Annotated in this window: 18 protein-coding genes, 2 tRNA genes and 2 pseudogenes; 4 read left to right on the forward strand and 18 right to left on the reverse strand. The window is 61.7% G+C overall.

The features are described 5' to 3' along the window. Window positions 1-2: 2 nt before the first annotated feature. A complete protein-coding gene (locus tag RTH74_RS05235) occupies window positions 3-1,244 on the reverse strand; it encodes a parallel beta-helix domain-containing protein (protein WP_316913977.1) in 1,242 nt (413 codons plus the stop codon). Window positions 1,245-1,423: 179 nt separating this feature from the next. Between RTH74_RS05235 and RTH74_RS05240 the strand changes: the two genes are divergently transcribed. Further along, the gene (locus RTH74_RS05240) at window positions 1,424-2,152 is read left to right on the forward strand and encodes a class I SAM-dependent methyltransferase (protein ID WP_316913978.1); all 729 of its coding nucleotides are present in this window, start codon (window positions 1,424-1,426) and stop codon (window positions 2,150-2,152) included. 119 nt (window positions 2,153-2,271) lie between these two features. Here RTH74_RS05240 and RTH74_RS05245 read toward each other — a convergent pair whose 3' ends face one another. Further along, complete coding sequence (locus tag RTH74_RS05245; protein ID WP_256834447.1) at window positions 2,272-4,572, reverse strand: YgiQ family radical SAM protein; 2,301 nt, start codon at window positions 4,570-4,572, stop codon at window positions 2,272-2,274. A 289-nt stretch (window positions 4,573-4,861) separates the two neighbouring features. Here RTH74_RS05245 and RTH74_RS05250 point away from each other — a divergent pair, with 289 nt between their 5' ends. Next, complete coding sequence (locus tag RTH74_RS05250) at window positions 4,862-6,769, forward strand: diguanylate cyclase domain-containing protein (protein ID WP_316913979.1); 1,908 nt, start codon at window positions 4,862-4,864, stop codon at window positions 6,767-6,769. A 68-nt stretch (window positions 6,770-6,837) separates the two neighbouring features. On the opposite strand, the gene alr is transcribed toward RTH74_RS05250, so the two are convergent. The 8 genes from alr to rnr form a co-directional block, all read right to left on the reverse strand. Next, the gene (gene alr / locus RTH74_RS05255; protein ID WP_316913980.1) at window positions 6,838-7,914 is read right to left on the reverse strand and encodes an alanine racemase; all 1,077 of its coding nucleotides are present in this window, start codon (window positions 7,912-7,914) and stop codon (window positions 6,838-6,840) included. Between the two features lie 164 nt (window positions 7,915-8,078). After that, the gene (gene dnaB, locus RTH74_RS05260) at window positions 8,079-9,473 is read right to left on the reverse strand and encodes a replicative DNA helicase (RefSeq protein ID WP_316913981.1); all 1,395 of its coding nucleotides are present in this window, start codon (window positions 9,471-9,473) and stop codon (window positions 8,079-8,081) included. Window positions 9,474-9,590: 117 nt separating this feature from the next. Beyond that, the gene (gene rplI, locus RTH74_RS05265) at window positions 9,591-10,037 is read right to left on the reverse strand and encodes a 50S ribosomal protein L9 (protein WP_017678673.1); all 447 of its coding nucleotides are present in this window, start codon (window positions 10,035-10,037) and stop codon (window positions 9,591-9,593) included. Window positions 10,038-10,058: 21 nt separating this feature from the next. Further along, complete coding sequence (locus tag RTH74_RS05270; protein WP_125878968.1) at window positions 10,059-10,952, reverse strand: hypothetical protein; 894 nt, start codon at window positions 10,950-10,952, stop codon at window positions 10,059-10,061. 36 nt (window positions 10,953-10,988) lie between these two features. After that, the gene (gene rpsR, locus RTH74_RS05275; protein ID WP_003246847.1) at window positions 10,989-11,219 is read right to left on the reverse strand and encodes a 30S ribosomal protein S18; all 231 of its coding nucleotides are present in this window, start codon (window positions 11,217-11,219) and stop codon (window positions 10,989-10,991) included. A gap of 28 nt (window positions 11,220-11,247) precedes the next feature. Continuing rightward, entirely contained in the window at window positions 11,248-11,670 is a 423-nt protein-coding gene (gene rpsF / locus RTH74_RS05280) for a 30S ribosomal protein S6 (RefSeq protein WP_003246846.1), read from the reverse strand. 174 nt (window positions 11,671-11,844) lie between these two features. Beyond that, on the reverse strand, window positions 11,845-12,597 hold the full coding sequence (gene rlmB, locus RTH74_RS05285) for a 23S rRNA (guanosine(2251)-2'-O)-methyltransferase RlmB (protein WP_316913982.1): 753 nt from the start codon (window positions 12,595-12,597) through the stop codon (window positions 11,845-11,847). Further along, window positions 12,594-15,101 carry a ribonuclease R gene (gene rnr / locus RTH74_RS05290; RefSeq protein WP_316913983.1) on the reverse strand — a complete coding sequence of 836 codons (2,508 nt, stop codon included), beginning with the start codon at window positions 15,099-15,101 and terminating at the stop codon, window positions 12,594-12,596. Before rnr ends, rlmB begins: the two co-directional genes overlap by 4 nt. Window positions 15,102-15,308: 207 nt before the next feature. Here rnr and RTH74_RS05295 point away from each other — a divergent pair. Together RTH74_RS05295 and RTH74_RS05300 are read left to right on the forward strand one after the other, a co-directional pair. Further along, window positions 15,309-15,395 (forward strand) — tRNA-Leu (locus tag RTH74_RS05295). A gap of 83 nt (window positions 15,396-15,478) precedes the next feature. Next, a tRNA-Leu gene (locus RTH74_RS05300) sits at window positions 15,479-15,565 on the forward strand. A 112-nt stretch (window positions 15,566-15,677) separates the two neighbouring features. Here the strand turns inward: RTH74_RS05300 and RTH74_RS24145 are convergent. From RTH74_RS24145 to hflX, 8 genes and pseudogenes are all read right to left on the reverse strand, one after another. Next, complete coding sequence (locus RTH74_RS24145; RefSeq protein WP_420713137.1) at window positions 15,678-16,562, reverse strand: methyl-accepting chemotaxis protein; 885 nt, start codon at window positions 16,560-16,562, stop codon at window positions 15,678-15,680. Continuing rightward, window positions 16,536-17,594: pseudogene (locus tag RTH74_RS24150) on the reverse strand (HAMP domain-containing protein); the annotation flags it as partial. The gene RTH74_RS24145 and the pseudogene RTH74_RS24150, both read right to left, overlap by 27 nt. Before the next feature lie 178 nt (window positions 17,595-17,772). Further along, window positions 17,773-19,068 carry an adenylosuccinate synthase gene (locus RTH74_RS05310; protein WP_316913985.1) on the reverse strand — a complete coding sequence of 432 codons (1,296 nt, stop codon included), beginning with the start codon at window positions 19,066-19,068 and terminating at the stop codon, window positions 17,773-17,775. Window positions 19,069-19,124: 56 nt separating this feature from the next. After that, window positions 19,125-20,312, reverse strand: a complete 1,188-nt coding sequence (locus RTH74_RS05315; RefSeq protein WP_316913986.1) for an ATP phosphoribosyltransferase regulatory subunit — start codon at window positions 20,310-20,312, stop codon at window positions 19,125-19,127. A gap of 47 nt (window positions 20,313-20,359) precedes the next feature. Beyond that, window positions 20,360-20,533, reverse strand: a pseudogene (locus tag RTH74_RS05320) (DUF2065 domain-containing protein); the annotation flags it as partial. A 105-nt stretch (window positions 20,534-20,638) separates the two neighbouring features. After that, entirely contained in the window at window positions 20,639-21,508 is an 870-nt protein-coding gene (gene hflC, locus RTH74_RS05325) for a protease modulator HflC (RefSeq protein ID WP_106732515.1), read from the reverse strand. Further along, entirely contained in the window at window positions 21,508-22,677 is a 1,170-nt protein-coding gene (hflK, locus tag RTH74_RS05330) for an FtsH protease activity modulator HflK (protein ID WP_099522710.1), read from the reverse strand. Before hflK ends, hflC begins: the two co-directional genes overlap by 1 nt. A 97-nt stretch (window positions 22,678-22,774) precedes the next feature. Further along, window positions 22,775-24,076 (reverse strand): ribosome rescue GTPase HflX, encoded by a 1,302-nt coding sequence (gene hflX / locus RTH74_RS05335; RefSeq protein ID WP_316913987.1) that lies wholly within the window; start codon window positions 24,074-24,076, stop codon window positions 22,775-22,777. Window position 24,077 lies beyond the last annotated feature (1 nt).

Here is a 24,077-nt window from a genome sequence, read left to right on the forward strand (position 1 = left end):
GCTTACTCACCTACCTCGGCCAGAGCTGAACGCAGCTCGACGGCAGGAAGACGGGGCAGCTCGCAGCGGTGCGGCGTTATGTCAGTACTGATGTTCTTGTAGCCGCCGGGGCCGTCGACGTTGACGATGCCGGCATCGCCATTGTCTATGCAGATGGCCAACTCAGCCGGCAGCTTGCCATCGACCAGCTTTTCGGGGTTCACGTAGCCGTCCCAGAGGATGTCCGGCAGGCGGCCATTGAGACCGAACTTGGTCAGCCTCAGCGCTTTCAGCTCGAGGTTATCGGGGCTGTCGCCACCAGGTCCGAAGCGGTTGCCATGGATATGAATGGCCTCCGGGTAGGGATCGAAGTCCGCCTCGGTGGAGAGGTCGGTGTAGCCGGTGCTGAAGTAGCTGCTGACGATGACGTTGGCAGTGCGGTGGTCGCCAATATCGTTATCGAAGATTTCCACCTTGTCGTTGGAGTTGACCAGCACGCCAGAGCCCGCCGGCACACTGGCGACCGGCGTGCCCTTGTGGCCGAAGTTCTTGTGGTTGTTGCCCTCGACCTTGTTGCGGTAGACCCGCGTGGTGTGGCCTGGCTGCGGCAGATTGGGCATGTTGAACACCAGGATGCCGCCGGTGTTGCCGGTGGCGACGTTGTCGTAAACGTCGGCACCGATGGTGTTCTCGATTTCGATACCCGCGACGTTGCGCTCGGCACGGCTGTTGCGCACCACCACGTTGCGCGACTGACCCACATAGATGCCAGCATCCGAGGCTGCGATGGCCACCACGCCGTCGATCAGCACGTTCTCGGTCTGCACCGGGTAGATGCCATAAGCACCATTCTCGGTAGCCGGGCCATTGGTCCATTCGGTGCGTACACGGCGGATGATGATGTTCTGACCGCCCACGACCTTGAGCGCATCGCCCTTGGTGTCCTCCAGCGCCAGATCCTCGATGGTGAAGTCGGAGGCGTCCACCAGCAGCCCTTCGGCACCCGACTTCTGCCCTTTGAAGTTGAGGATGGTCTGATCCATGCCGGCGCCGCGCAACGTCACCCCACTGACCTTGAGGCTCAGGCTACGGTCGAGCTGCCAGGTACCCGCCGGAATCTCGACCACCTCACCCGGCTTGGCCTTGATCAGCTGCGTCTGCAGTTGCTTCTGAAAGTCGAGACTGGCCGCGGGCGGCGCTTCGCTCTCCCCACATGCAGCCAACAACATGGACAGAGCGATAACAGAGGGAGCAGCAAGGCGCATGGTAGGACTCCGATGTTGTTTTTATATTTTGGAACTATAGTGCCAATACAAAAACAAACCAAGCCCGCCATGCATCACAAGCCGAGCCATGAAACCAGGCGAGACGCTTGCAGCCCTCACCGGGAAACAACAGACTACGTCGGCCATCTCTTCCCTCCACAGCCCAAGGACAGGCCGCCATGCACACCCTCGAACGCATCTATCCGTTGAAGATGGATGAGCGCCTGGCCGCCGACCAGGCCACTCTCGACCTGCACATGCAGCGCTATGAATTCGCCAGCGACTCGCTGGCAGGCTCGCGCGTGCTCGACATGGCGTGTGGCTGTGGTTACGGCAGTGCATTGTTGGCTGAACGGCATCCAGACAAGCAGATCACCGGTATCGACATCGATCCCGAAGCTATTGCCTACGCGCAGGCGAATTATCAACGTCCCAACCTGCGCTATCAGTGCGCCAACGCCGAAACCTTCGCCGACAGCGCAGGCTTCGACAGTATCGTCAGCCTGGAGACCATCGAGCACCTGCCAGACCCGGTGCGCCTGGTGGAAAACCTCTCACGACTGCTGGCCAGGGGCGGCCGCATCATTGCCTCGGTGCCAACGACGCCCACGCTCGACGGCAACCCGCATCACCTGCATGACTTCAGCCCAGCCAGCTTCGCCCGCCTGTTCCGCCGCCATGGCTTGCGCCCGCATGAGCGCTTCGAGCAGATCCAGCACTGGGAATGTTCCGGACTGTTCAAGAGGTCGGAGAAAAAAGAGGCCCGCCAGCACCGCTCGGAAGGTGTCGGCAATGCCGTGCTGGCGTATTACCGCAGCCACCCGTTTTATCTGTTCAGGCGCTTGTGGTCGATCCTGCGCTACGGCCCGAGCAACCGTTACCTGACCTGCCGTTTCAGCGCTGACTGAGCCAGCCGCAGGGCACGACGATGATGGTGGGCTGAAGCCCACCCTACAAGGCGCTGACGAGGGCTTCTGAAACGAAAACGCCAGCGTAATGCTGGCGTTTTCGTGAGCGCTACGATGATTCAGCGCGGTACCGCGGGTTTCTTCCCGGGCTTTTTGCCCTTGCCTTTGCCAGCGCCAGCACGTTCGCGCGCGGCTTGCTGGTTACGCGCCTCAGCCGCCGCTTTGGCCTGCTCACGCTTGTCCCAAGGCTTGCTGCCATCACTGCCACGCGGCGGCAGCCCCGTATGCTGAGTGAGTATCTTGCCTGCGTTGCCCACTTTCTTGCTGCCGACCGGCGTAGAGTTCTTGCGCCGCGCACTCTGGTAGCCATCATCAGCAGCCGGCTGGTGAGCCGGAATCAGTTGATGCTTGGCCGGGCCGATCAGATCACTGCGGCCCATGCGCGTCAGCGCCTCACGCAGCAGCGGCCAGCCTTTCGGGTCGTGGTAGCGCAGGAAGGCCTTGTGCAGACGGCGCTGCTGCTCGCTCTTGACGATCTCGACGCCGTCGCTCTTGTAGGTGACCTTGCGCAGCGGGTTCTTGCCCGAGTGATACATGGCGGTCGCCGTGGCCATCGGCGACGGGTAGAAGGCCTGCACCTGGTCGGCGCGGAAACCGTTGCGCTTTAGCCACAGAGCGAGGTTCATCATGTCCTCGTCGGTGGTGCCCGGGTGCGCAGCGATGAAGTACGGGATCAGGTACTGCTCCTTGCCCGCCTCTTTCGAGTACTTCTCGAACATCTGCTTGAAGCGGTCGTAGCTGCCGATCCCCGGCTTCATCATCTTGTCCAGCGGGCCACGCTCGGTGTGCTCCGGGGCGATCTTCAGGTAGCCGCCAACATGGTGGGTGACCAGTTCCTTGACATACTCCGGCGACTCCACGGCCAGGTCGTAACGCAGGCCCGAGGCGATCAGGATCTTCTTCACCCCCGGCAGCGCACGCGCCTTGCGGTACAACTCGATCAGGGAGCTGTGATCGGTATTGAGGTTCTCGCAGATGCCCGGGAACACGCACGACGGCTTGCGGCAGTGCTTCTCGATCTCCGGGTCCTTGCAGGCGATGCGGTACATGTTGGCGGTCGGCCCACCGAGGTCGGAGACCACGCCAGTGAAGCCTGGCACCTTGTCACGCATCTCCTCGATTTCGCGAATGATCGACTCGTGGGAGCGGTTCTGGATGATGCGGCCTTCGTGCTCGGTGATCGAGCAGAAGGTGCAGCCGCCAAAGCAGCCACGCATGATATTCACCGAGAAGCGGATCATGTCGTAGGCCGGGATCTTCTCCTTGCCATACGCCGGATGCGGCACGCGCGCGTAGGGCATGCCGAACACGTAGTCCATTTCCTCGGTGGTCATGGGGATGGGTGGCGGGTTGAACCACACGTCCACCTCGCCATGCTTCTGCACCAGCGCGCGGGCGTTGCCCGGGTTGGTTTCCAGGTGCAGCACGCGGTTGGCATGGGCGTAGAGGACCGGGTCGTTACGCACCTTCTCGAACGACGGCAGCCGGATCACAGTCTTGTCGCGGGTCATGCGCGGGCTGTCGAGAATCTGCACTACCTTTGCTTCATTCGGATCCTCAACCTCGCCTTTGGCCTGCTCGATGGCGCAGGCCTCGGTATCCTGCGTATTGACGTAGGGGTTGATGATCTTGTCGACGCGGCCCGGACGGTCGATACGAGTGGAATCGACCTCATACCAGCCTTCGGGCGTGTCACGCCGAATGAAAGCCGTACCACGTACATCGCTGATGGTTTCCACCTGCTCACCACGCGACAGCCGCTGAGCGATCTCCACCACCGCGCGCTCGGCATTGCCGTAAAGCAGGATGTCGGCGGTGGCGTCCATCAGGATCGAACGGCGGACTTTGTCCTGCCAGTAGTCGTAATGGGCGATACGGCGCAAGGATGCCTCGATGCCGCCCAGCACCACCGGCACGTGGCTGTAGGCCTCCTTGCAGCGCTGGCTATATACCAGGCTGGCGCGATCCGGGCGCTTGCCGGCAAGGCCGCCGGGCGTATAGGCGTCGTCGGAGCGAATCTTCTTGTCGGCGGTGTAGCGGTTGATCATCGAGTCCATGTTGCCGGCTGCGACACCGAAGAACAGATTCGGCTCACCGAGCTTCATGAAATCGTCTTTGGACTGCCAGTTCGGCTGGGCGATGATGCCCACACGAAAGCCCTGGGCTTCCAGCAGACGGCCGATGATCGCCATGCCGAACGAAGGATGGTCGACGTAGGCATCACCGGTGACGATGATGATGTCGCACGAATCCCAGCCGAGCTGATCCATCTCCTCCCTGCTCATCGGCAGGAACGGTGCAGGCCCGAAACACTCGGCCCAATACTTGGGATAGTCGAACAACGGCTTGGCGGCTTGCATATTTTTTGATCAGTGGGCTATCACGAGGGGCGCGGATAATAGCACAAAAATTGACCAAACCAGACTAATACGCTGGGTTTAATAGCACCTGAGCACACCACGGCAAACGCTCAAACAGGCGCACAGATCACTCACCTGGCTACTGCCTCTTGCCCGACGCCGACATCAGGAAAGAAAGGTTAGAGAAATCAGTTATTTTCCTGCAGTAGCCTTACGCCATATTTGTTTTCGTCCGATAACAATCCTGTGCATATACTCAAGTACTCGGTCAGCCGACTCCAGGACATCTATGCCGCAGCGCTTCGTCTTTCTGCTCGCCCTTCTGCTGGGACTGTCGATCACGGGTCCGGCAGCGGCGTCCGTGGTACTCACCGACGCCAGCAGCGGCATGCCGCTCAATGCGCATATCGAGCTGCTGGAAGACGCCCAGGGCACCCTGACAATCGACGACCTTGCCAGCCCTGAGCAGCAGTCGCGCTTTCAACCCGCCAACGGCCGCGCCAGCGTCGGCCAGAGCCTCAATCCCTGGTGGATCAAACTCACTCTACAACGCGACATCCACGCTCCCGCTTACTGGGTACTGGAGGTGGGCTCAGTGACTCAGCTGGACCTGCAGCTCTATCTCCCTGACGGCCAGGGTGGCTGGCAGTTGCGTCAGTCCGGCGAGCGAGTCCCCTTCAGCGAAAATCGCGACCACCCCTACCGCCGCATGGTGTTCGACCTACCGACCCTGAGTGAGCAGCCAAAGACCCTCTACTTGCGTGCCTTTGACCCGGCGGGCAACTCCTTCCCGCTGCGGGTCTGGCAACTCGAAGACCTCACGCAACTGGCCACCCGCGAGAACCTGGCACTCGGGGCTATCTATGGCGTGGTTTTCGCGCTGCTGTTGTACAACCTGTTCATCCTCATATCGCTGCGCGACAAGGCTTATTTCTGGTATGTGCTGACCACTGCCTTCGCCCTGCTGTTCATCATGAGCATGACCGGCCATGGCGCACAGTACCTGTGGCCAAACCATGCGGTGCCGGCGTGGCTCGATCGCATCACCCTGCCCTCGCTATGGGGCCTGTTCGCCAGCCGCTTCACCCAGACACTACTGCAGACGCGACTCTACGTGCGCTGGGCGCATCACCTGCTGAACATGGCCTGCGTGATCTACCTGATCGCCATCGTTCTGACCCTGTTCGATCAGCGCTACCTCGCTGCCTGGGCCATCGCCCTGCTGTCGCTGACCAGCATCCCTGCTGCCCTGGGCAGCGCCGTGATCCGCTGGCGCCAGGGTTTCTTCCCAGCGCAGCTGTATCTTTACGGCTACGGGTTGGTCCTGGGCAGTGTCGCCATTCTGCTGCTGCGTACCACCGGCGTGCTGCAGCCGGCTGAGTGGAATGCCTACGTGTTCCCCCTGGCAGTGGCTGCCGAATCCATCCTGTTCTCCTTCGCCCTGGCCTATCGCATCCAGATCCTCAAGCAGGAGCGCGCCGTTGCCTTGCAACAGGCAGATCGCGAGAAAACCGCACGTTTGGCGCAACTGCAGGCCAGCGCCGACGAACTGCAAGCAGCAGTGACCGCACGCACCGCCGAGCTGGCCGCAACCAACGAGCAACTACGTGAACGCGAGCGTGAACTGCAGCATGCCGCCTTCCATGACTCGCTGACCGAACTGCCCAATCGACGCTACCTGGTCGAGCGCTGCGAGTCGGCCCTGGCTCATGCCGAACGGCACAATGAAAGCGTGGCATTGCTGTTGATCGATCTGGACCATTTCAAGCCGATCAATGACCGTTTCGGTCACGCGGCCGGCGACTTGATGCTGCAGGTAGTCGCCATGCGACTGCGCGAGCACGTTCGTGCCGGTGATGCGGTTGCGCGCCTGGGCGGCGATGAGTTCGCCGCACTGATCTGCGGTAGCGATGCCGAAAACCAGGCTCGAGAGATCGCCGAGCGCTTGCTGGCCGAGCTATCCGAGCCCGTGCACTACGGCGCCGAGCGCCTGCGCGTAACCATCAGCATCGGCGTAGCGCTGTATCCGCGCCATGCGAAAAATTTCACCGGACTGTACAAGGCGGCAGACATGGCCCTTTACCGGGTGAAGGAACTGGGCCGCTCCGGTTCACGCGTGCATGGCGACGATGGCGAACTGAGCGAACAGGCCTGCCTGGAGCTGGACGTACTTAAAGTCCCGAGCGGGCTGGCCTAGGCCCCATGGGCGAGTGCAACCCGCCAGGCTACCGGTGGCGGGTTGCACTCACCCTACCTGAAATACTGCTAGCCGATATAGCGCCGCGGCACTCGAGCAGTGACCTTGCTCAGCAGCTCATAGCCAATGGTGCCGCACGCCGTGGCCACTTCATCCACCGGCAACTGGCTGCCCCACAGCTCCACCGGCGAGTCGACATCGGCCTCCGGCAGGTCCGTGATATCCACCGCCAACATGTCCATCGACACCCTGCCCGCCAGCTTGGCGCGCTGCCCCTCGATCAACACCGGTGTACCACTGGGAGCATGGCGTGGATAACCATCGGCATAACCGCAGCTGACCGTGGCAATACGCGAAGGCCGCTCGGCCACCCAGGCTGCGCCATAACCAACGCTTTCACCGACTGCCACCTCACGCACGGCGATCACCCGCGCAGCCAGGGTCATGGCCGGTTTCAGCCCCAATTCGCGCGCACTCAGTTCGGCGAACGGCGTGGCGCCGTAGAGCATGATGCCGGGGCGCAGCCAATCCATATGCGCAGCGGGAATGGTCAGCACGGCCGCCGAGTTGGCCAGGGAACGATGATTGAAATCCAGATCCAGCAGATCGAGAAAACGCTCGACCTGCAGTTCGGTGAGCGGGTGGCCGCGCTCATCGGCACAGGCGAAATGGCTGAGCAGGTTGAGCTCGGCAACCTGCTCGGCGTCTTCGAGCCGCGCATGCCACTGACGTAGACTGGCGGCATCGAAACCGAGGCGATGCATGCCAGAGTCGAGCTTGAGCCAGACATTGAGCGGACGCGCCAACTCAGCGGCAATCAGCGCCTCTGCCTGCGCCGCGCTCTGCAGCACCAGGTCCAGCCCCAGTTGCGCGGCGATGGCGTATTCACTGGCCTCGAAGCAGCCCTCGAGCAGCAGGATGCGCGCCTCACCATGCATGGCGCGCACCTCGGCCGCCTCCTCCAGGCAGGCCACGGCAAAGCCATCGGCAACCTCGTGCAGCGCCGTCACCACCTCACGCACGCCATGCCCGTAGGCATTGGCCTTGACCACGGCGAGGGCCTGACGCCCGGGCGCGCAGCGCTTGGCGACGGCGTAGTTATGAGCGATGGCGGAAAGGTCGACGATGGCGGCAAGCGGACGCATGACAGAAGGCCTGAACGAAAAACGGGCGCCCATCTTAACCGCTGGGCGCCCGTTTTCATTGATCTAGAGCGTAGCCCGGATGCAATCCGGGGGCTTCTGCGCCGAGAGCCCTGGATTTCATCCGGGCTACAGAACTCGCCCCTACGACGCCCGGGCTGAGAATCTCATTCGTCGTCGAACTGGTAGCTACCCGGCGCCAGGTTCTCGAAGCGCGAATACTTGCCGAGGAAGGCCAGGCGCGCGGTGCCCAGCGGGCCGTTACGCTGCTTGCCGATGATAATCTCGGCCACGCCCTTGTACTCGGTCTCGGGGTGATACACCTCATCGCGGTAGACGAACAGGATGATGTCGGCGTCCTGCTCGATTGCACCGGACTCACGCAAGTCGGAGTTGATCGGGCGCTTGTTAGGGCGCTGTTCCAGACCACGGTTGAGCTGCGACAGGGCAATGACCGGGCAGTTGAATTCCTTGGCCAGGCCCTTGAGCGAACGCGAGATCTCGGAAATCTCGTTGACCCGACTATCGCCGCTGGAGCCAGGAATCTGCATCAGCTGCAGGTAGTCGACCATGATCAGGCCGATCTCACCGTGCTCGCGCGCCAGACGCCGCGTGCGCGCACGCATCTCGCTCGGGGAAATACCGGCGGTATCGTCAATGAACAGCTTGCGATCGTTAAGCAGGTTGACCGCACTGGTCAGGCGCGGCCAGTCATCGTCGTCTAGCTGACCGGCACGCACCTTGGTCTGGTCGATGCGCCCCAACGAGGCGAGCATACGAATGACGATGGACTCCGACGGCATCTCCAGCGAGTAGACGAGAATCGCCTTGTCGCTGCGCATCAGCGCGTTTTCCACCAGGTTCATGGCGAAGGTGGTCTTACCCATCGACGGACGGCCGGCGACGATGATCATATCGGCCGGCTGCAGGCCGCTGGTGAGGTTGTCCAGATCGTCGAAACCGGTCGACAGACCGGTGATCGCATCGCCGTTGTTGAACAGCGTGTCGATGCGGTCGATGGCCTTGACCAGAATGTCGTTGATCCCCACCGGGCCGCCGGTCTTGGGGCGGTCTTCGGCAATCTGGAAGATCAGACGCTCCGCTTCGTCGAGAATCTCCTCGCCCGTGCGCCCCTCTGGGGCGTAGGCACTGTCGGCAATGTCGTTGCTGATGCTGATCAGTTTGCGCAAGGTGGCGCGCTCACGAATGATCTGCGCGTAGGCCTTGATGTTGGCCACCGACGGCGTGTTCTTCGCCAGTTCGGCGAGATAAGCCAGGCCACCGACTTGCGACAGCTGCCCTTCCTTGTCCAACTGCTCGGACAGGGTCACCACGTCGAAAGGCTCGTTACGCTCGGCCAGTTTGAAGATGGCGCGGAAGATCAACCGGTGGTCATGGCGATAGAAATCGACATCCGACACACCATCGAGCACACGCTCCCAGGCGTTGTTGTCGAGCATCAGGCCGCCGAGCACCGACTGTTCCGCCTCGATGGAGTGCGGAGGCACTTTCAGGGCGGCAGTCTGCAGGTCGTATTGCTCGGGAATGCTGATGTCGTTCATAGGCTCGGGAAGAAAATGCTGCGATAGAAAAACAAAGGGCACGGATCGCAGAGCGATACCGTGCCCGATTGTCAGCAGACCTACGCTACAGCGCAAGCCCGCTTGGCGGCTACTTGATTAAGCAGCGACCACGACCACCTTGACGGTGGCTTCGACGTCGGTGTGCAGGTGCACAGCTACGTCGTATTCGCCAACCTGGCGAATGGTGCCGTTCGGCAGACGAACTTCAGCTTTGGCCACTTCCACGCCGGAGGCGGTCAGGGCGTCAGCGATGTCGTGGGTGCCGATGGAACCGAACAGCTTGCCTTCATCGCCAGCGGTGGCGGTGATGGTCACTTCCAGCTCAGCCAGCTGAGCAGCGCGAGATTCAGCGGAAGCTTTCTTCTCGGCAGCAGCTTTTTCCAGCTCGGCGCGACGTGCTTCGAAAGCAGCAACGTTGGCTTCGGTGGCAGCAGTGGCTTTGCCTTGCGGCAGCAGGAAGTTACGGCCGTAACCGGCTTTAACGTTCACTTTGTCGCCCAGGTTGCCCAGATTGGCGATTTTTTCCAGCAGGATGACTTCCATTTGGGTCTTACCTCTTAACTTTTAACCTTCACCGTTCGCAGAGCCCGGGCCATTCTTGCGCGCCAGGCGACCGCGAAAATCAAACAGACTGTCGACGATGGCCAAGACCACCAGTAACGGATAGATCAGCTGCATGAACAGCAGGAGCGTGATGTACATGCCCACCAGCCAGAAGCGAGCGAGCCCACCCTTTTCTACCAAGCCATGCACCAGGGCGATCCCGGCGAACAGCAGTGGCACACTGCACAGCGGCGTGAGCATGGCCAACTGCGGCCCCAGATTGGGACCTAGGATCATGCCCGCCAGCAGCAACAGCGCCTGCGGCAGCGGCAGTCTCAGGGCGCGGAACTCGCGACCAAAACCGCCAGGGTTGTACAACACGGCCTGCCAGTAACGCCCAAGGATCAGGCTCAGCAAGCTCAGAATCTGCAGCAAGGCCGCCAGCAATCCGGTCAGCACCGGTGCGATCAAAGCCTCGAGACGCTCGCGTTCACTCACCGACAATTGCTGGTGAGCCCCATCGAACATGGTCGGCAGTAGCTTCTGCAGCTCACCGGCCATGGCCGCGATGGGTTCGCGGAACACTGCCCCAAGGACAAATCCATACACCAGGCCCAGTGCCACACTGCTCAGCAGTATGCGGTTCCAGGTCCAGTTGGCGCGCAACAACAACGCCAACCCCAGCGCGCCGACCAGCACCAGCAAGGTGCGCGGTTCGCCGAAATACCACCAGGCAATCGCCGGTAGCAGGGCCCAGGCCAAGATGCCGATGGCATCACTGGCTCCACGCCGCAGCAGCACCAGGCTGCCAGCGGCTGCACTCAACCAGAACAACAGCGGCATCGCTGCCGATCCCACCACCACGAGGGTGGCCTGCATACGGCCGCGCATGATGTATTCAGCCAGGGCGCGCATGCGATCTATTCCTTAACTCTTGTCGACTGTCCGGTCTCAGCGGCCGTGGCTGTCGGTGTAGGGCAGCAGGGCCAGGAAGCGGGCGCGCTTGATAGCGGTGGCCAGCTGACGCTGATAACGAGCCTTGGTACCGGTGATACGGCTAGGAACGATTTTGCCGGTTTCCGAGATGTAGGCTTTCAGGGTGTTGAGATCTTTGAAATCGATCTCTTTCACGTCTTCAGCGGTGAAGCGGCAGAATTTACGACGACGGAAGAAACGTGCCATGTGATTGGCTCCTCAATAGATCCGTGGATTACTCGTCAGCGTTGTCGCTGTCGTTGCTGTCGCTGTCATCGCCGTCGTTGGACTCGGCGTTTTCAGGACGTTCACGACGCTCGCGGCGCTCACTGCGGTTTTCTTCGGCCTTCAGCATCTCGGACTGGCCAGTGACGGCCTCGTCGCGACGGATGACCAGGTTACGGATCACGGCGTCGTTGTAGCGGAAGTTGTCTTCCAGCTCGGCCAGGGCCTTGCCGGTGCACTCTACGTTGAGCATCACGTAGTGGGCTTTGTGGACGTTGTTGATGGCGTAAGCCAGCTGACGACGACCCCAATCTTCCAGGCGGTGAATCTTGCCACCGTCTTCTTCGATCAGCTTGGTGTAACGCTCGACCATGCCGCCGACTTGCTCGCTCTGGTCCGGGTGAACCAGAAAGATGATTTCGTAATGACGCATAAATGCTCCTTACGGGTTGTAGCCTGCCAACTAAGGTGGTCAGGCAAGGAGTGGGTTTTCTCGTGATGAGCTTGCCGGGCGGTAGGCGCGAAAAGGCCTGCCGTCACGGCAAGGGGCGCCATTCTAGAGAAGCCCCCTGCCGCACGCAAGACGAATTGGCGATTATTTGAGCAGTCAGCCCTTGCGCTTGGCCTGACGCTGGCGCACCGCTTCGAACAGGCAGACCCCAGTGGCAACCGAGACGTTGAGGCTGCTGACACTGCCGGCCATGGGCAGCTTGACCAGATAATCGCAGTGCTCTCGGGTCAAGCGGCGCATGCCCTTGCCCTCGGCGCCCATGATCAGCACCGTCGGCCCGGTCATGTCCTGCTCATAGACCTCCTGCTCGGCCTCGCCGGCCGTACCCACCACCCACAGGCCGCGCTGCTGCAACTTCTCCAGGCTGCGCGCCAGGTTGGTCACCGCCACCAGCGGAATCACCTCGGCAGCGCCACAGGCGACCTTGCGCACCGTGGCGTTGAGGGTTGCCGATTTATCCTTGGGCACGATCACCGCCAACGCGCCGGCGGCGTCCGCCGTACGCAGGCAGGCCCCCAGGTTGTGCGGATCGGTCACGCCATCGAGCACCAATAGCAAAGGCGGGCCTTCGCAGCGATCGAGCAATTCCTCGAGCATCGCCTCGCCCCAGACCTGGCTGGGGCTGACGTCGGCAACCACACCCTGATGCACGCCCTCGACCCAGGCATCCATCTCACGGCGCTCGCACTGCCCGACTTTTACGCGAGACTGCGCAGCCAGCTCCAGCAAGGGTTGCACTCGAGGATCACTGCGACCATCGGCCAGCCAGACCTGCTTCACCCGCTTGGGGTGATGACGCAACAAGGCTTCTACGGCATGTACGCCGTAGATCTTTTCCAGATCACTCATGACTTGGCCTTACGCTTGCGCGGCTTACCGGCAGGCGGCGGGGCACTGTCGCCTCGTCCGGAGCCTTTGCGCGAACCACCGGCCGGCTTGCTCGCCGACTTGCCGGCAGCACCCTTGCCACTCGCGCCCTTGCCAGCCTTGGCGCCAGCCAACAACGCTTTCTTCACGTCCCGGCTTTTCTGCACGTCGGTATTGCCCATGCCATTCGGCTTGCCACCGCGACGAGCATCATCACCCTTACCGGCCTTGTCCTGACTCAGCTCGAAGTCGATCTTGCGCTCGTCCAGATCGACGCGCATTACCTTCACCTCGACACTGTCGCCAAGGCGGAAGCTGCGGCCGCTACGCTCGCCGGACAGGCGATGGTGAACCGGATCGAAGTGGTAGTAGTCGGCCGGCAACGCGGTCACGTGCACCAGGCCCTCGACGTAGATGTCGCGCAGCTCGACAAAGATGCCGAAACCGGTCACGGCAGTGATCACACCGGCGAAGGTCTCACCGACGCGATCCTGCATGAACTCGCACTTGAGCCAGTTGACCACGTCACGCGTCGCCTCATCGGCACGGCGCTCGGTCATCGAGCACTGCTCGCCGAGTTTCTCCAAGGTCGCCTCATCGTACGGATAGATGCGTGCCTTGGGCATGATCGCCGCCCCCGCACGCTCGACGTGCTTGGTGTCGCGCTTGGAACGAACAACGCTGCGAATGGCGCGGTGCACCAGCAGGTCCGGATAGCGACGGATCGGCGAGGTGAAGTGAGTATAAGCCTCGTAATTGAGGCCAAAGTGCCCTTCGTTCTGCGCGCTGTATACCGCCTGGCTCAGCGAGCGCAGCATCACGGTCTGGATCAGGTGATAGTCCGGGCGCTCGCGAATGCTTTCCAGCAGTCGTTGGTAGTCCTTGGGCGACGGGCCGTCCTTGGACTTGCCGCGCTGCAGCGAAAGCCCCAGCTCGCCGAGGAAGGCCTTGAGTTTTTCCAGGCGCTCCAGCGGCGGACCATCATGCACGCGGTAAAGCGACGGAATCTCGTGATCCTGCATGAAGCGCGCAGTGGCCACGTTGGCGGCCAACATGCACTCTTCGATCAGCTTGTGCGCGTCGTTACGCTGGGTCGGGCGGATTTCGTCGATCTTGCGATCAGTACCGAAGACGATGCGCGTCTCCTGCGTTTCGAAATCGATGGCGCCGCGCTCGTGACGAGCAGCGACCAGCACCTGGTACAGCGCATAGAGCTGGTTGAGGTGCGGCAGGACCTCCTTGTACTCGCTGCGCAGGGACTTGCCCTCGCTGCTCTTGGGATCTTCCAGCATCAGGCTGACCTTGTTGTAGGTCAGGCGCGCATGGGAGTGGATCACTGCCTCGTAGAACTTGTAGTCGACCATCTGACCACTTTTGGACATGGTCATTTCGCAAACCATGGCCAGGCGATCAACGTGCGGATTGAGCGAGCACAGGCCGTTGGACAGCTCTTCTGGCAGCATCGGCACCACGCGCTCAGGGAAGTACACCGAGTTGCCGCGCTCGACCGCCTCGGCGTCCAGCGCCGAACCGACCTTGACGTAGTGCGACACGTCGGCGATGGCCACGTAGAGCTTCCAGCCACCGGAGAACAGCTTCCAGCGGCTGCTGTTCTTCTCGCAGTAAACGGCGTCGTCGAAGTCACGCGCGTCCTCACCATCGATGGTGACGAAGGGCAGATGACGCAGGTCGACGCGTTTCTCCTTGTCCTTCTCTTCCACTTCAGGCTTGAGCTTGCGCGCTTCCTTGACTACGGCCTCGGGCCAGACGTGCGGGATGTCGTAGCTGCGCAGCGCCACGTCGATTTCCATGCCCGGCGCCATGTAGTTGCCGATCACCTCGACGATGTCGCCCTGCGGCTGGAAGCGCGCGGTAGGCCAATGCGTGATCTTGATCTCGACGAACTGGCCGATGCGCGCACCGGCAGTACGGCCCGGCGTGACCAGCACTTCCTGCTGGATCTTGGGATTGTCGGCGACGACGAAACCGATGCCGTTTTCTTCGTAGTAACGGCCAACGATGCTCTCATGAGCGCGTTCGATCACCTCGACGATGCCGCCTTCACGGCGGCCACGCCGGTCGAAGCCCGCGACCCGCACCAACGCGCGATCGCGATCGAACACCAGGCGCATCTGCGCCGGGCTGAGGAACAGGTCGTCGCTGCCGTCATCCGGCACGAGGAAGCCGAAGCCGTCGCGGTGACCACTGATACGGCCGCAGATCAGGTCGAGCTTGTCCACCGGGGCGTAAGTGCCGCGGCGGGTATAGATGAGTTGACCGTCACGCTCCATGGCGCGCAGACGGCGGCGCAGCGCTTCGAGCTGATCGTCGGTATGCAAACCGAACTCTTCGACCAGTTGTTCACGACTGGCAGGCGCGCCGCGCTCGGCCAGGTGCGAAAGGATCAGCTCACGGCTGGGGATGGGGTTGTCGTATTTTTCCGCCTCGCGGGCGGCCTCGGGATCGAGGGATTGCCAATCGGCCATGTAAGGAGGATTACCTGTGCTTATGTATAAAGGTGTATGCCATATGCCTATTGAAGCGCGAAAAAGGCATCCGGGGCAGCTTTTCCGGTGACAATAATTTTTTTGGGGTCAGGGGTTTACAAGGTAAATGCCCGCCCGTATAGTTCGCGCCCACAGCGTCGAGCAGACGTTGTAACACGAAGCAGATGATGATTCATCGGTTTCTGTGCCCAGGTGGCGGAATTGGTAGACGCGCTGGTTTCAGGTATCAGTGACTTAACGGTCGTGGAAGTTCGAGTCTTCTCCTGGGCACCAAATTCGTGAAGTGGTTTGATAACCCACTTTGCAAATAAACGGATGCAACGCTCCGTGTCGGCAACGACGAACATTGCTGCAGTGCCCAGGTGGCGGAATTGGTAGACGCGCTGGTTTCAGGTATCAGTGACTTAACGGTCGTGGAAGTTCGAGTCTTCTCCTGGGCACCAAAATTCAAAAAACCGAGTCGAACGACTCGGTTTTTTATTGCCCACAAAAAAGCAGACCACCTCGCAGGGCGCGCTACGCGCACCCGCCCAGACGAGGTGCGCACGGCGCACCCTACACTTTGAATTGCCCCAGGCTGGCCTTGAGCTGCGCTGCCAACTCATCCAACGCCCGCGCATTGCCGGCAATCGCAGTCACCGCCTCGGCCGCACGCTGCGCTTCGGCATGAATGGTCTCGACACGCCCGCGTACCGCTCCCGCACCGTCCGCCTGATGTGCCGCCGCCTGAGTGGCTGCATTGATGGCGCCATGCACTTCGTCTACCGACTGCTGCACCGACTGCTGCAGGCGCGCACTATCTCGCAGCACCTGCAGCCCTTCACTGCCTTGCGCGCCCGCCTGGGCAATGGCGGCAACCGCCTCCTGCGCACCACGCTGTAGCGCAGCGATATGGGTCTGGATATCGCCGGTGGACTGCTGAGTCTTGCTCGCCAGCGCACGCACCTCGTCGGCCACCACCGCAAAACCACGCCCACTCTCTCCAGCCCGCGCCGCTTCGATGGCCGCGTTGAGCGCGAGCAGGTTGGTCTGCTCGGCGATGGACTGAATCACCGTCAGCACCACCTCGATCTGCTCACTCTGCTTGGCCAGGCGCTCGATCACCGCCGAGCCATCGGCCACCCGCGCCACCAAGCCCTCGATCAGCGTAGACAGACGCTGAGCAATAGCCGCATTTTCATGTGCAGCTTGGCGGATGGTGTCGACACGCTGCAGCGCATCCTGCATGGCCTGGCTTTCCGCCTGCGCTTCGTCGGCCATTTGCTCCAAGGCCTGCAGGCTACCCGCCACCTCATCGCGCTGACGCCCGGCAGCGGCCTCGGCCGCCACTCCGCGCTGAGTCAGGCTGCGAATCTGCTCACCAGTGCGCAACGCCACCTCGCCAGACTCGCGCACGATGGGCTGCAGCTTGGCGATGAAACGATTGACCGCATCGGCCATTTCGCCAACTTCATCCTGACTGTCGATGCTCACGCGGCGAGTCAGGTCCCCCTCGCCCGCCGCCAGGTCATTGAGCGCCGCACTGAGTAGACGCAGGCGACTCAGCACTCGCCAGCCCAACACCAGGGCGACCATCACCATTGCCAACGCCCCTACGATCAACAAGCCGAGGGCGATGTTCCAACGCAGTGAATCCGCCGCCACGCGCACCGACTCACCACCGTTGCGCGCCATTTCCTGGGTGTAGCGCTCGGCCGACTGCAGGCGCTCACGCAGCGCGCCGGTCGCTTCCTCGGAAGCGCCAGCCAGACTGCTATCGACCAGTTCACCAGCACCGCTGACCAAAGCCGCAAAGCGGCCGTCCAGCGCGGTCAATTCCTTCTCCACCAGATCCAGCGACAGGCCCATCTGCACCTTGCCGATCGACGCTCCCATCGGACTGATTTGCGCCTCAACCACGTACACGCGCGGATCACGCGACGCAGCTTCGACCAGCTTCTCCAGCGGCGAGTCACCCTGCCCGGCAGCGACCAGCTCGCGTACCTGTGCATTACTGCGATTGAAATTGCGCGTCAGGCGCTTGCCTTCGGCGTCATAAATGATGGCGAACAAGACCGCCGGGTCCTGCTGGGCGATTCGGGTAAGCGCCGTCAGCGCAGGAATGTCCAGATCCCAGATGGACTTCGGCGCAACACCCGCCAGCAGTTGTGCCAGCGCCTGACCGGATTGCTTGAGGTTACCCTCCAGCACCGCACGCAGTTGCGCCTGCTCGCTCTTCAACTGGTTGGAAAGCCCTTCGCCCAGGCGAGTGCGGGTGCTGCTCGACAACGCCGCAAGCCCCTGACTCATCTCGCGCTCGGCCATGTTCAGCTCTTCACCGAGGCGCTGGCTCTCACCGCCCAGGCGCTGCGCCAGATCCTCGACCATGCCGTCGACCGACGCGCGCATCAGCCAGACAGCCAAACCAACCTGCACCAACATGGCCAGACCAAGCGCAACGAACACCGGACGCAGCAGACGGCTACGCAACATGGAAACGATGGCGAACACTGGGGACACTCCTCAACGACCGTAACAGCTATAACGGCGACTTCCGGGATTTATTGAATACAAGCAAAGCGCATGCCCAGCACCCCTGCCAGGGCCCCGTACGGGCGAGCACAAAAAAGCCGCCCGAAGGCGGCTCCTGTGCGACTCGAGAATCTCTCGATCAGGCGAACGGATGACACAGCACGATGGTCTCGTTGCGGTCCGGGCCGGTGGAGATGATGTCGATCGGCGCACCGACCAGCTCTTCCACACGCTTGATGTAGGCACGCGCAGCGGCCGGCAAGTCTTCCAGGGTCTTGGCGCCCAGGGTGGATTCGCTCCAGCCCGGCATTTCCTCGTAGACCGGCTGCAGGCCGATGTAGCTGTCGGCGTCGGTCGGCGCATCGACCAGCACCTGGCCATTGGCATCCTTGTAACCGGTGCAGATGCGGATGGTTTCCAGGCCGTCGAGCACGTCCAGCTTGGTCAGGCACAGGCCGGAGATACTGTTGATCTCGATGGCGCGACGCAGAATCACCGCATCGAACCAGCCGCAACGGCGGGCGCGGCCAGTGGTGGCACCGAACTCATGACCACGCTTGGCCAGGAAAGCACCGACGTCATCGAACAGTTCGGTCGGGAACGGACCGGAACCAACACGAGTGGTGTAGGCCTTGGTGATGCCGAGGATGTAATCCAGGTACAGCGGGCCGAAACCGGAACCGGTAGCAATACCACCAGCAGTGGTGTTGGAGCTGGTGACGTAGGGGTAAGTACCGTGGTCAATGTCCAGCAGGGAGCCCTGGGCGCCTTCGAACATGATGTCCTTGCCGCCACGACGCAGGTCATGCAGCACGGCAGTGACATCAGCCATCATCGGCTTGAGCAGCTCGGCGTATTCCATGCACTCATCCAAGGTTTTCTGGAAGTCGATGGCCGGCTCTTTGTAGAAATTGACCAGCTGGAAATTGTGGTAATCCAGCAGTTCGCCCAGCTTGGCAGCGAAACGCTCGCGGTGGAACAGATCACCGACACGCAGGCCGCGACGCGCGACCTTGTCTTCGTATGCCGGGCCGATACCACGACCGGTGGTACCGATCTTGGCGTCGCCACGGGCCTTTTCGCGCGCCTGATCCAGCGCTACGTGGTAAGACAGGATCAGCGGGCAGGCCGGGCTGATACGCAGGCGCTCACGCACCGGTACACCCTTCTCTTCCAGCTTGGTGATTTCGCGCATCAGGGCATCGGGCGCGACAACCACGCCGTTGCCGATCAGGCACTCGACACCTTCACGCAGGATGCCGGACGGAATCAGGTGCAGCACGGTCTTCTCACCGTTGATCACCAGAGTATGGCCAGCGTTGTGGCCACCCTGATAACGCACGACTGCAGCGGCCTGCTCGGTGAGCAGGTCGACGATCTTGCCCTTGCCCTCATCACCCCATTGGGTGCCCAGGACGACGACATTCTTACCCATAAACTTGTCCTCTTCGCGCAAGCTTCGATGCCGGCCGCGGGCCGGCGAAAATAAATTCAGGACGCCAGGGGCGCCACCTGCCAACGTCCATCACGCAGCGCCAGCAGACGATCACAACCCGCCTCGCGCGCATCAGCCTCGCTCTGCCCGGGCAACGCCTGTACCACGCGCTCACCCTCACCACGCAGACGACGAACGGCCTGCCACAGATAGAGATCATGATTGTCCGGCGCCCAGACACCGCTGACCGTCTCATCCACATGCATGTCACCCAGGGTGACCAAGGTCTTGAGGTCGGTAGAGAAGCCAGTAGCTGGGCGTGCACGACCGAATACCGCGCCGGTATCGTCGTAACGACCACCCTGAGCGATGGCTCCGCCCTCGCCCGGCACGAACGCCGCGAACACCACACCGGTGTGGTAGTTGTAGCCGCGCAACTCGCCCAGGTCGAAGTACAGCGGCAGCTCCGGATAGCGCAGCTCCAGCGCATCGGCGATGGCCACCAGCTCATCGAGCGCAGCGTGCACCGCATCCGGCGCCTCGACCAACACCGCCTGAGCCAGGTCCAGAACCTCGCGGCCACCGCATAGCTCGGCGAGCGAGCGCAGCATGCTGCCCAGCCCTGCCGGCAATGCCGCGGTCAGGCTTTCGATTTCATCCATCGCCTTGCGCTGCAGCGCATCGAACAACTGCTGCTCAGCTTCGCCGGACAGCCCAGCGGCATGCGCCAGACCACGATAGATGCCGACATGGCCGAGATCCATGTGCACGTCCGGCACCGCAGCCAGCTCGAGGGTCTCCACCAGCAGGCTGATCACTTCGATATCGCTGGCCGGGCTGGCGTCGCCATAGAGCTCGGCGCCCAACTGAATCGGGCTACGCGACGTGGTCAACGCACGCGGCTGCGCATGCAGCACGCTGCCGGCATAGCAAAGACGGCTCGGCCCTTCACGGCGCAAGGTGTGGGCGTCGATGCGCGCCACCTGCGGGGTGATGTCTGCACGAAAGCCCATCTGCCGACCGGACAGAGGATCGGTGACCTTGAAGGTGCGCAGGTCAAGATCCTGGCCGGCGCCAGTCAGCAGGGATTCCAGGTACTCGATATGGGGGGTGACGACGAACTCGTAACCCCAACGTTGGAACAGATCCAGCACCTGACGGCGTGCCGCCTCGATGCGTGCCGCTTCCGGCGGCAGTACTTCTTCGATGCCATCTGGCAGCAGCCAGCGGTCTACCGTTGCCATTTCGCCATTCCCCTCTCGATCCGGGCGGCACAAGCCTTCAGTGAAGGATATAGAAGGGCAGTACCCAGCAGCATGCTGGCCAGCCCCATAAGGCGCAGTCGACGGTCGGGCAGACGAGCTGCCTGCATGACCGCTCCGCGCCAATGGCGCGGATAGAGGAAGGGCAGGATGCCTTCCAGCACCAATACCAGACACAACGCGATGCCGAGTTCCTGCCACATGATTCCCACAGACGCAAAAAAGCCGGGATTTTCCCGGCTGCCGCATGATACCACGTTTTACCTTGCGGTCACCCTGGCGACGCATCGCGCCGCCAGGGCTGCCAATCAAGGCCTGGATTTTTCCAGGTAGCGGAAGAAATCGCTGCCTGGGTCCAGCACCAGCACATCACGCTTGTCAGCGAAGCTTTCGCGGTAAGCCTGCAGACTACGGTAGAAGGAGTAGAACTCCTGATCCTGACCGTAGGCGCGGGCGTAAATGGAAGCAGCCTGAGCATCACCGTCACCGCGCAGCTCTTCAGCTTCACGATAGGCTTCAGCCAGCAGCACGCGGCGCTGACGGTCGGCGTCGGCGCGAATACCTTCGGCCAGCTCGCGACCCTTGGCGCGATGCTCGCGAGCCTCACGCTCACGCTCGGTGCTCATACGCTCGAACACGCTGCGGTTCACTTCGCGTGGCAGGTCGATAGCCTTGACTCGCACGTCGACCACTTCGATACCCAGCTCACGCTCGGCAGCGCGATTGAGGGTCGCGGTCACATCGGCCATCAGCGCATCACGCTCACCAGATACCGACTCGTGCAGAGTGCGCTTACCGAACTGGTCACGCAGCGATGCCTCCAGACGACGCGCCAGACGCTCGTCTGCCACTTGTTTCATACCAGACGTCGCCTGATAGAAACGCTCGGCATCCTTCACCCGCCATTTGGCGTATGCATCGACCATCAGCGCTTTCTTCTCCAGGGTCAGGAAGCGCGAGGAAGTTGAATCCAGCGTCAGCAGACGACCATCGAAGATGCGTACCTGGTTGACGTAAGGAATCTTCACATGCAGACCAGGCTGCACATCAGGCTGAACCACGCGACCGAACTGCAGCAATACCGCGCGCTCGGTCTGCGCCACGATATAGAAGCTGTTCCATGCCACCAGGGCCACAACCACGGCCACGATCAGGCCGATCAGGGACTTGTTGTTCATCAACGGCCCTCCCGGGTACGCAGATTACGCTGCGACAGATCGCTGCTCAGCGGCACGGCCGGATCACGCGTTGTCGAATTGCTGCTGTTGGCGGAGCTGGAGGAAGAAGCACCACCACGGCTGTCGATCATCTTGTCCAGCGGCAGATAGAGCAGGTTGTTCTGCCCCTTGTCACCGGTGACCAGAACCTTGCTGGTGTTGCTCATCACTTCCTGCATGGTGTCGATGTACAGACGCTCACGAGTGATCTCAGGCGCCTTGCGGTACTCGGTGACCAACTTGGTGAAACGATCCGCCTCACCTTGAGCGCGGGCGATGATTTCATCACGGTAACCGTTGGCCTCTTCCAGCAGACGCTGGGCCTGACCACGCGCTTCCGGAATGACGCCGTTGGCGTACGACTCGGCCTGGTTCTTCTCACGCTGCTCGTCTTCACGGGCACGGATCACGTCATCGAAGGCTTCCTGAACTTCACGCGGCGCCGCAGCGCTCTGGATGTTCACCTGAGTGATGGTGATACCGGTCCGGTAGTTGTCGAGGAAACGCTGCAGGCGCTCACGCACCTCACTGGCCATCAGCTCACGACCTTCGGTCAGCACCTGGTCCATCTCGGTGGAACCCACCACATGGCGCACGGCACTGTCGGTGGCGTGCTGCAGACTGACTTCCGGCTGGTCGACGTTGAGCACGAAGTCCTGCAGGTTGCTCACCCGGTACTGCACGGTCAGCGGTACTTCGATGATGTTCTCGTCCTCGGTCAGCATGGCGCCCTGCTTACTGTAAGCGCGCTCACGCGTGACGTTTTCCTGGAACTTGCGGTCGATTGGCGGGAAATAGATATTCAGGCCAGGACCAACGGTCTCGTGGTACTTGCCGAAACGCAGCACCACAGCCTGCTCCTGCTCATCCACCACATAGATCGCGCTGTACAGCCATACCACCGCCAACAGGCCAAGGCCGACGAACAGCAGGCCGAAACCACCGCCGCCGCCACTGCGACCAGATTCGTCGTCACCACGTTTCTTGCCACCGCCAAACAGCCCGTTGAGGCTTTCTTGCAGCTTGCGGAACGCTTCGTCGAGATCCGGCGGCCCCTGCCGACCACCGCCTTTGCGGCCGCCCCAAGGGTCTTGATTGTTCGAGTTGCCACCCGGCTCATTCCAAGCCATAGCGTTCTCCGTACTGATAAAGCGAAGGCGCGCCCACGGCGCGCCGGCCAATGCTACCCAAAGCCCTATGGTGACAGCAAAGCCACTGTCCCAGGCTTTATTGCAAAGTATGTTGCTCGATGAAGGTATGAGGCTCCAAACCTTCGCGACTCACCAGGCGATTGAGCTCGACTCGCGGCAAACGTACCGCCAGCAAGCTATGCCCCAACTCGTCATGCTCCTCGCTCTGCACTGCCCCCAGCGCGAAGAACTGCGCACGCAGTCGCCCCAAGCGTTGCGGCAATTGCAGCGTAGCGACGAACAAATCTTCACCCAGCAGCTCCGCCACTGCTTGACGCAACAGTTCAAGGCCACGTCCCTCGCGGGCCGACAACCAGACGCGTAGCGGTTTGCCATCAGCATCGCGCTGGATCTGCGGCTCGACACCATCCAACAAATCCAGCTTGTTGTATACCTCGAGCATCGGCAATTCGTGTGCGCCGATCTCCTTGAGCACGTTCTGCACCTGCTCGATCTGCGCCATACGCTCGGGCTCATGGGCATCGATAACGTGCAGCAGCAGATCGGAGTTGCTCGACTCTTCCAACGTAGCACGGAAGGCTTCGACCAGTTTGTGCGGCAGGTGACGAATGAAACCCACGGTATCGGCCAGCACGATCGGCCCCAGGTCGTCGAGTTCGAGACGCCGCAAGGTCGGGTCGAGCGTGGCGAACAACTGATCAGCCGCATAAACCTCGGAAGTGGTCAGGGCATTGAACAGCGTGGACTTACCAGCGTTGGTGTAACCCACCAGGGAAACCGAAGGAATATCCGCACGCCTGCGCCCACGGCGCGCCTGCTCGCGCTGACTGCGCACCTTCTCGAGCTTCTGCTTGATCTGGCGAATGCGCACGCGCAGCAAGCGGCGGTCGGTTTCCAGCTGGGTTTCACCCGGACCACGCAGACCGATACCGCCCTTCTGCCGCTCGAGGTGAGTCCAACCACGCACCAGGCGCGTGCTCATGTGATCGAGCTGAGCCAGCTCGACCTGCAACTTGCCTTCGTGGGTGCGCGCACGCTGCGCGAAGATATCGAGGATCAACCCCGTACGATCGAGCACACGACACTCGAAAGCGCGCTCGAGGTTGCGCTCTTGGCTCGGTGTCAGGGTGTGATTGAAGATGACCAGATCGGCCTCAACAGCCTTGACCTGGTCGCGCAACTCCTCGACCTTGCCGCTGCCGATAAGAAACTTGGCAGTCAGGCGACTGCTGGGCACGCTAAAGAAAGCGACCATGTCAGCACCCGCCGACATGGCCAATTCTTGGAACTCCTGGGGATCTTCGCTCGCCTCGGAGTCTTGGCCTTCCAGATGAACCAGGATGGCCCGCTCACCGCCCTCATGACGCTCGAAGAACAAT

This window comes from Pseudomonas sp. zfem001, assembly GCF_032621725.1.
GTDB classification, from domain to species: Bacteria; Pseudomonadota; Gammaproteobacteria; order Pseudomonadales; family Pseudomonadaceae; genus Aquipseudomonas; species Aquipseudomonas sediminis.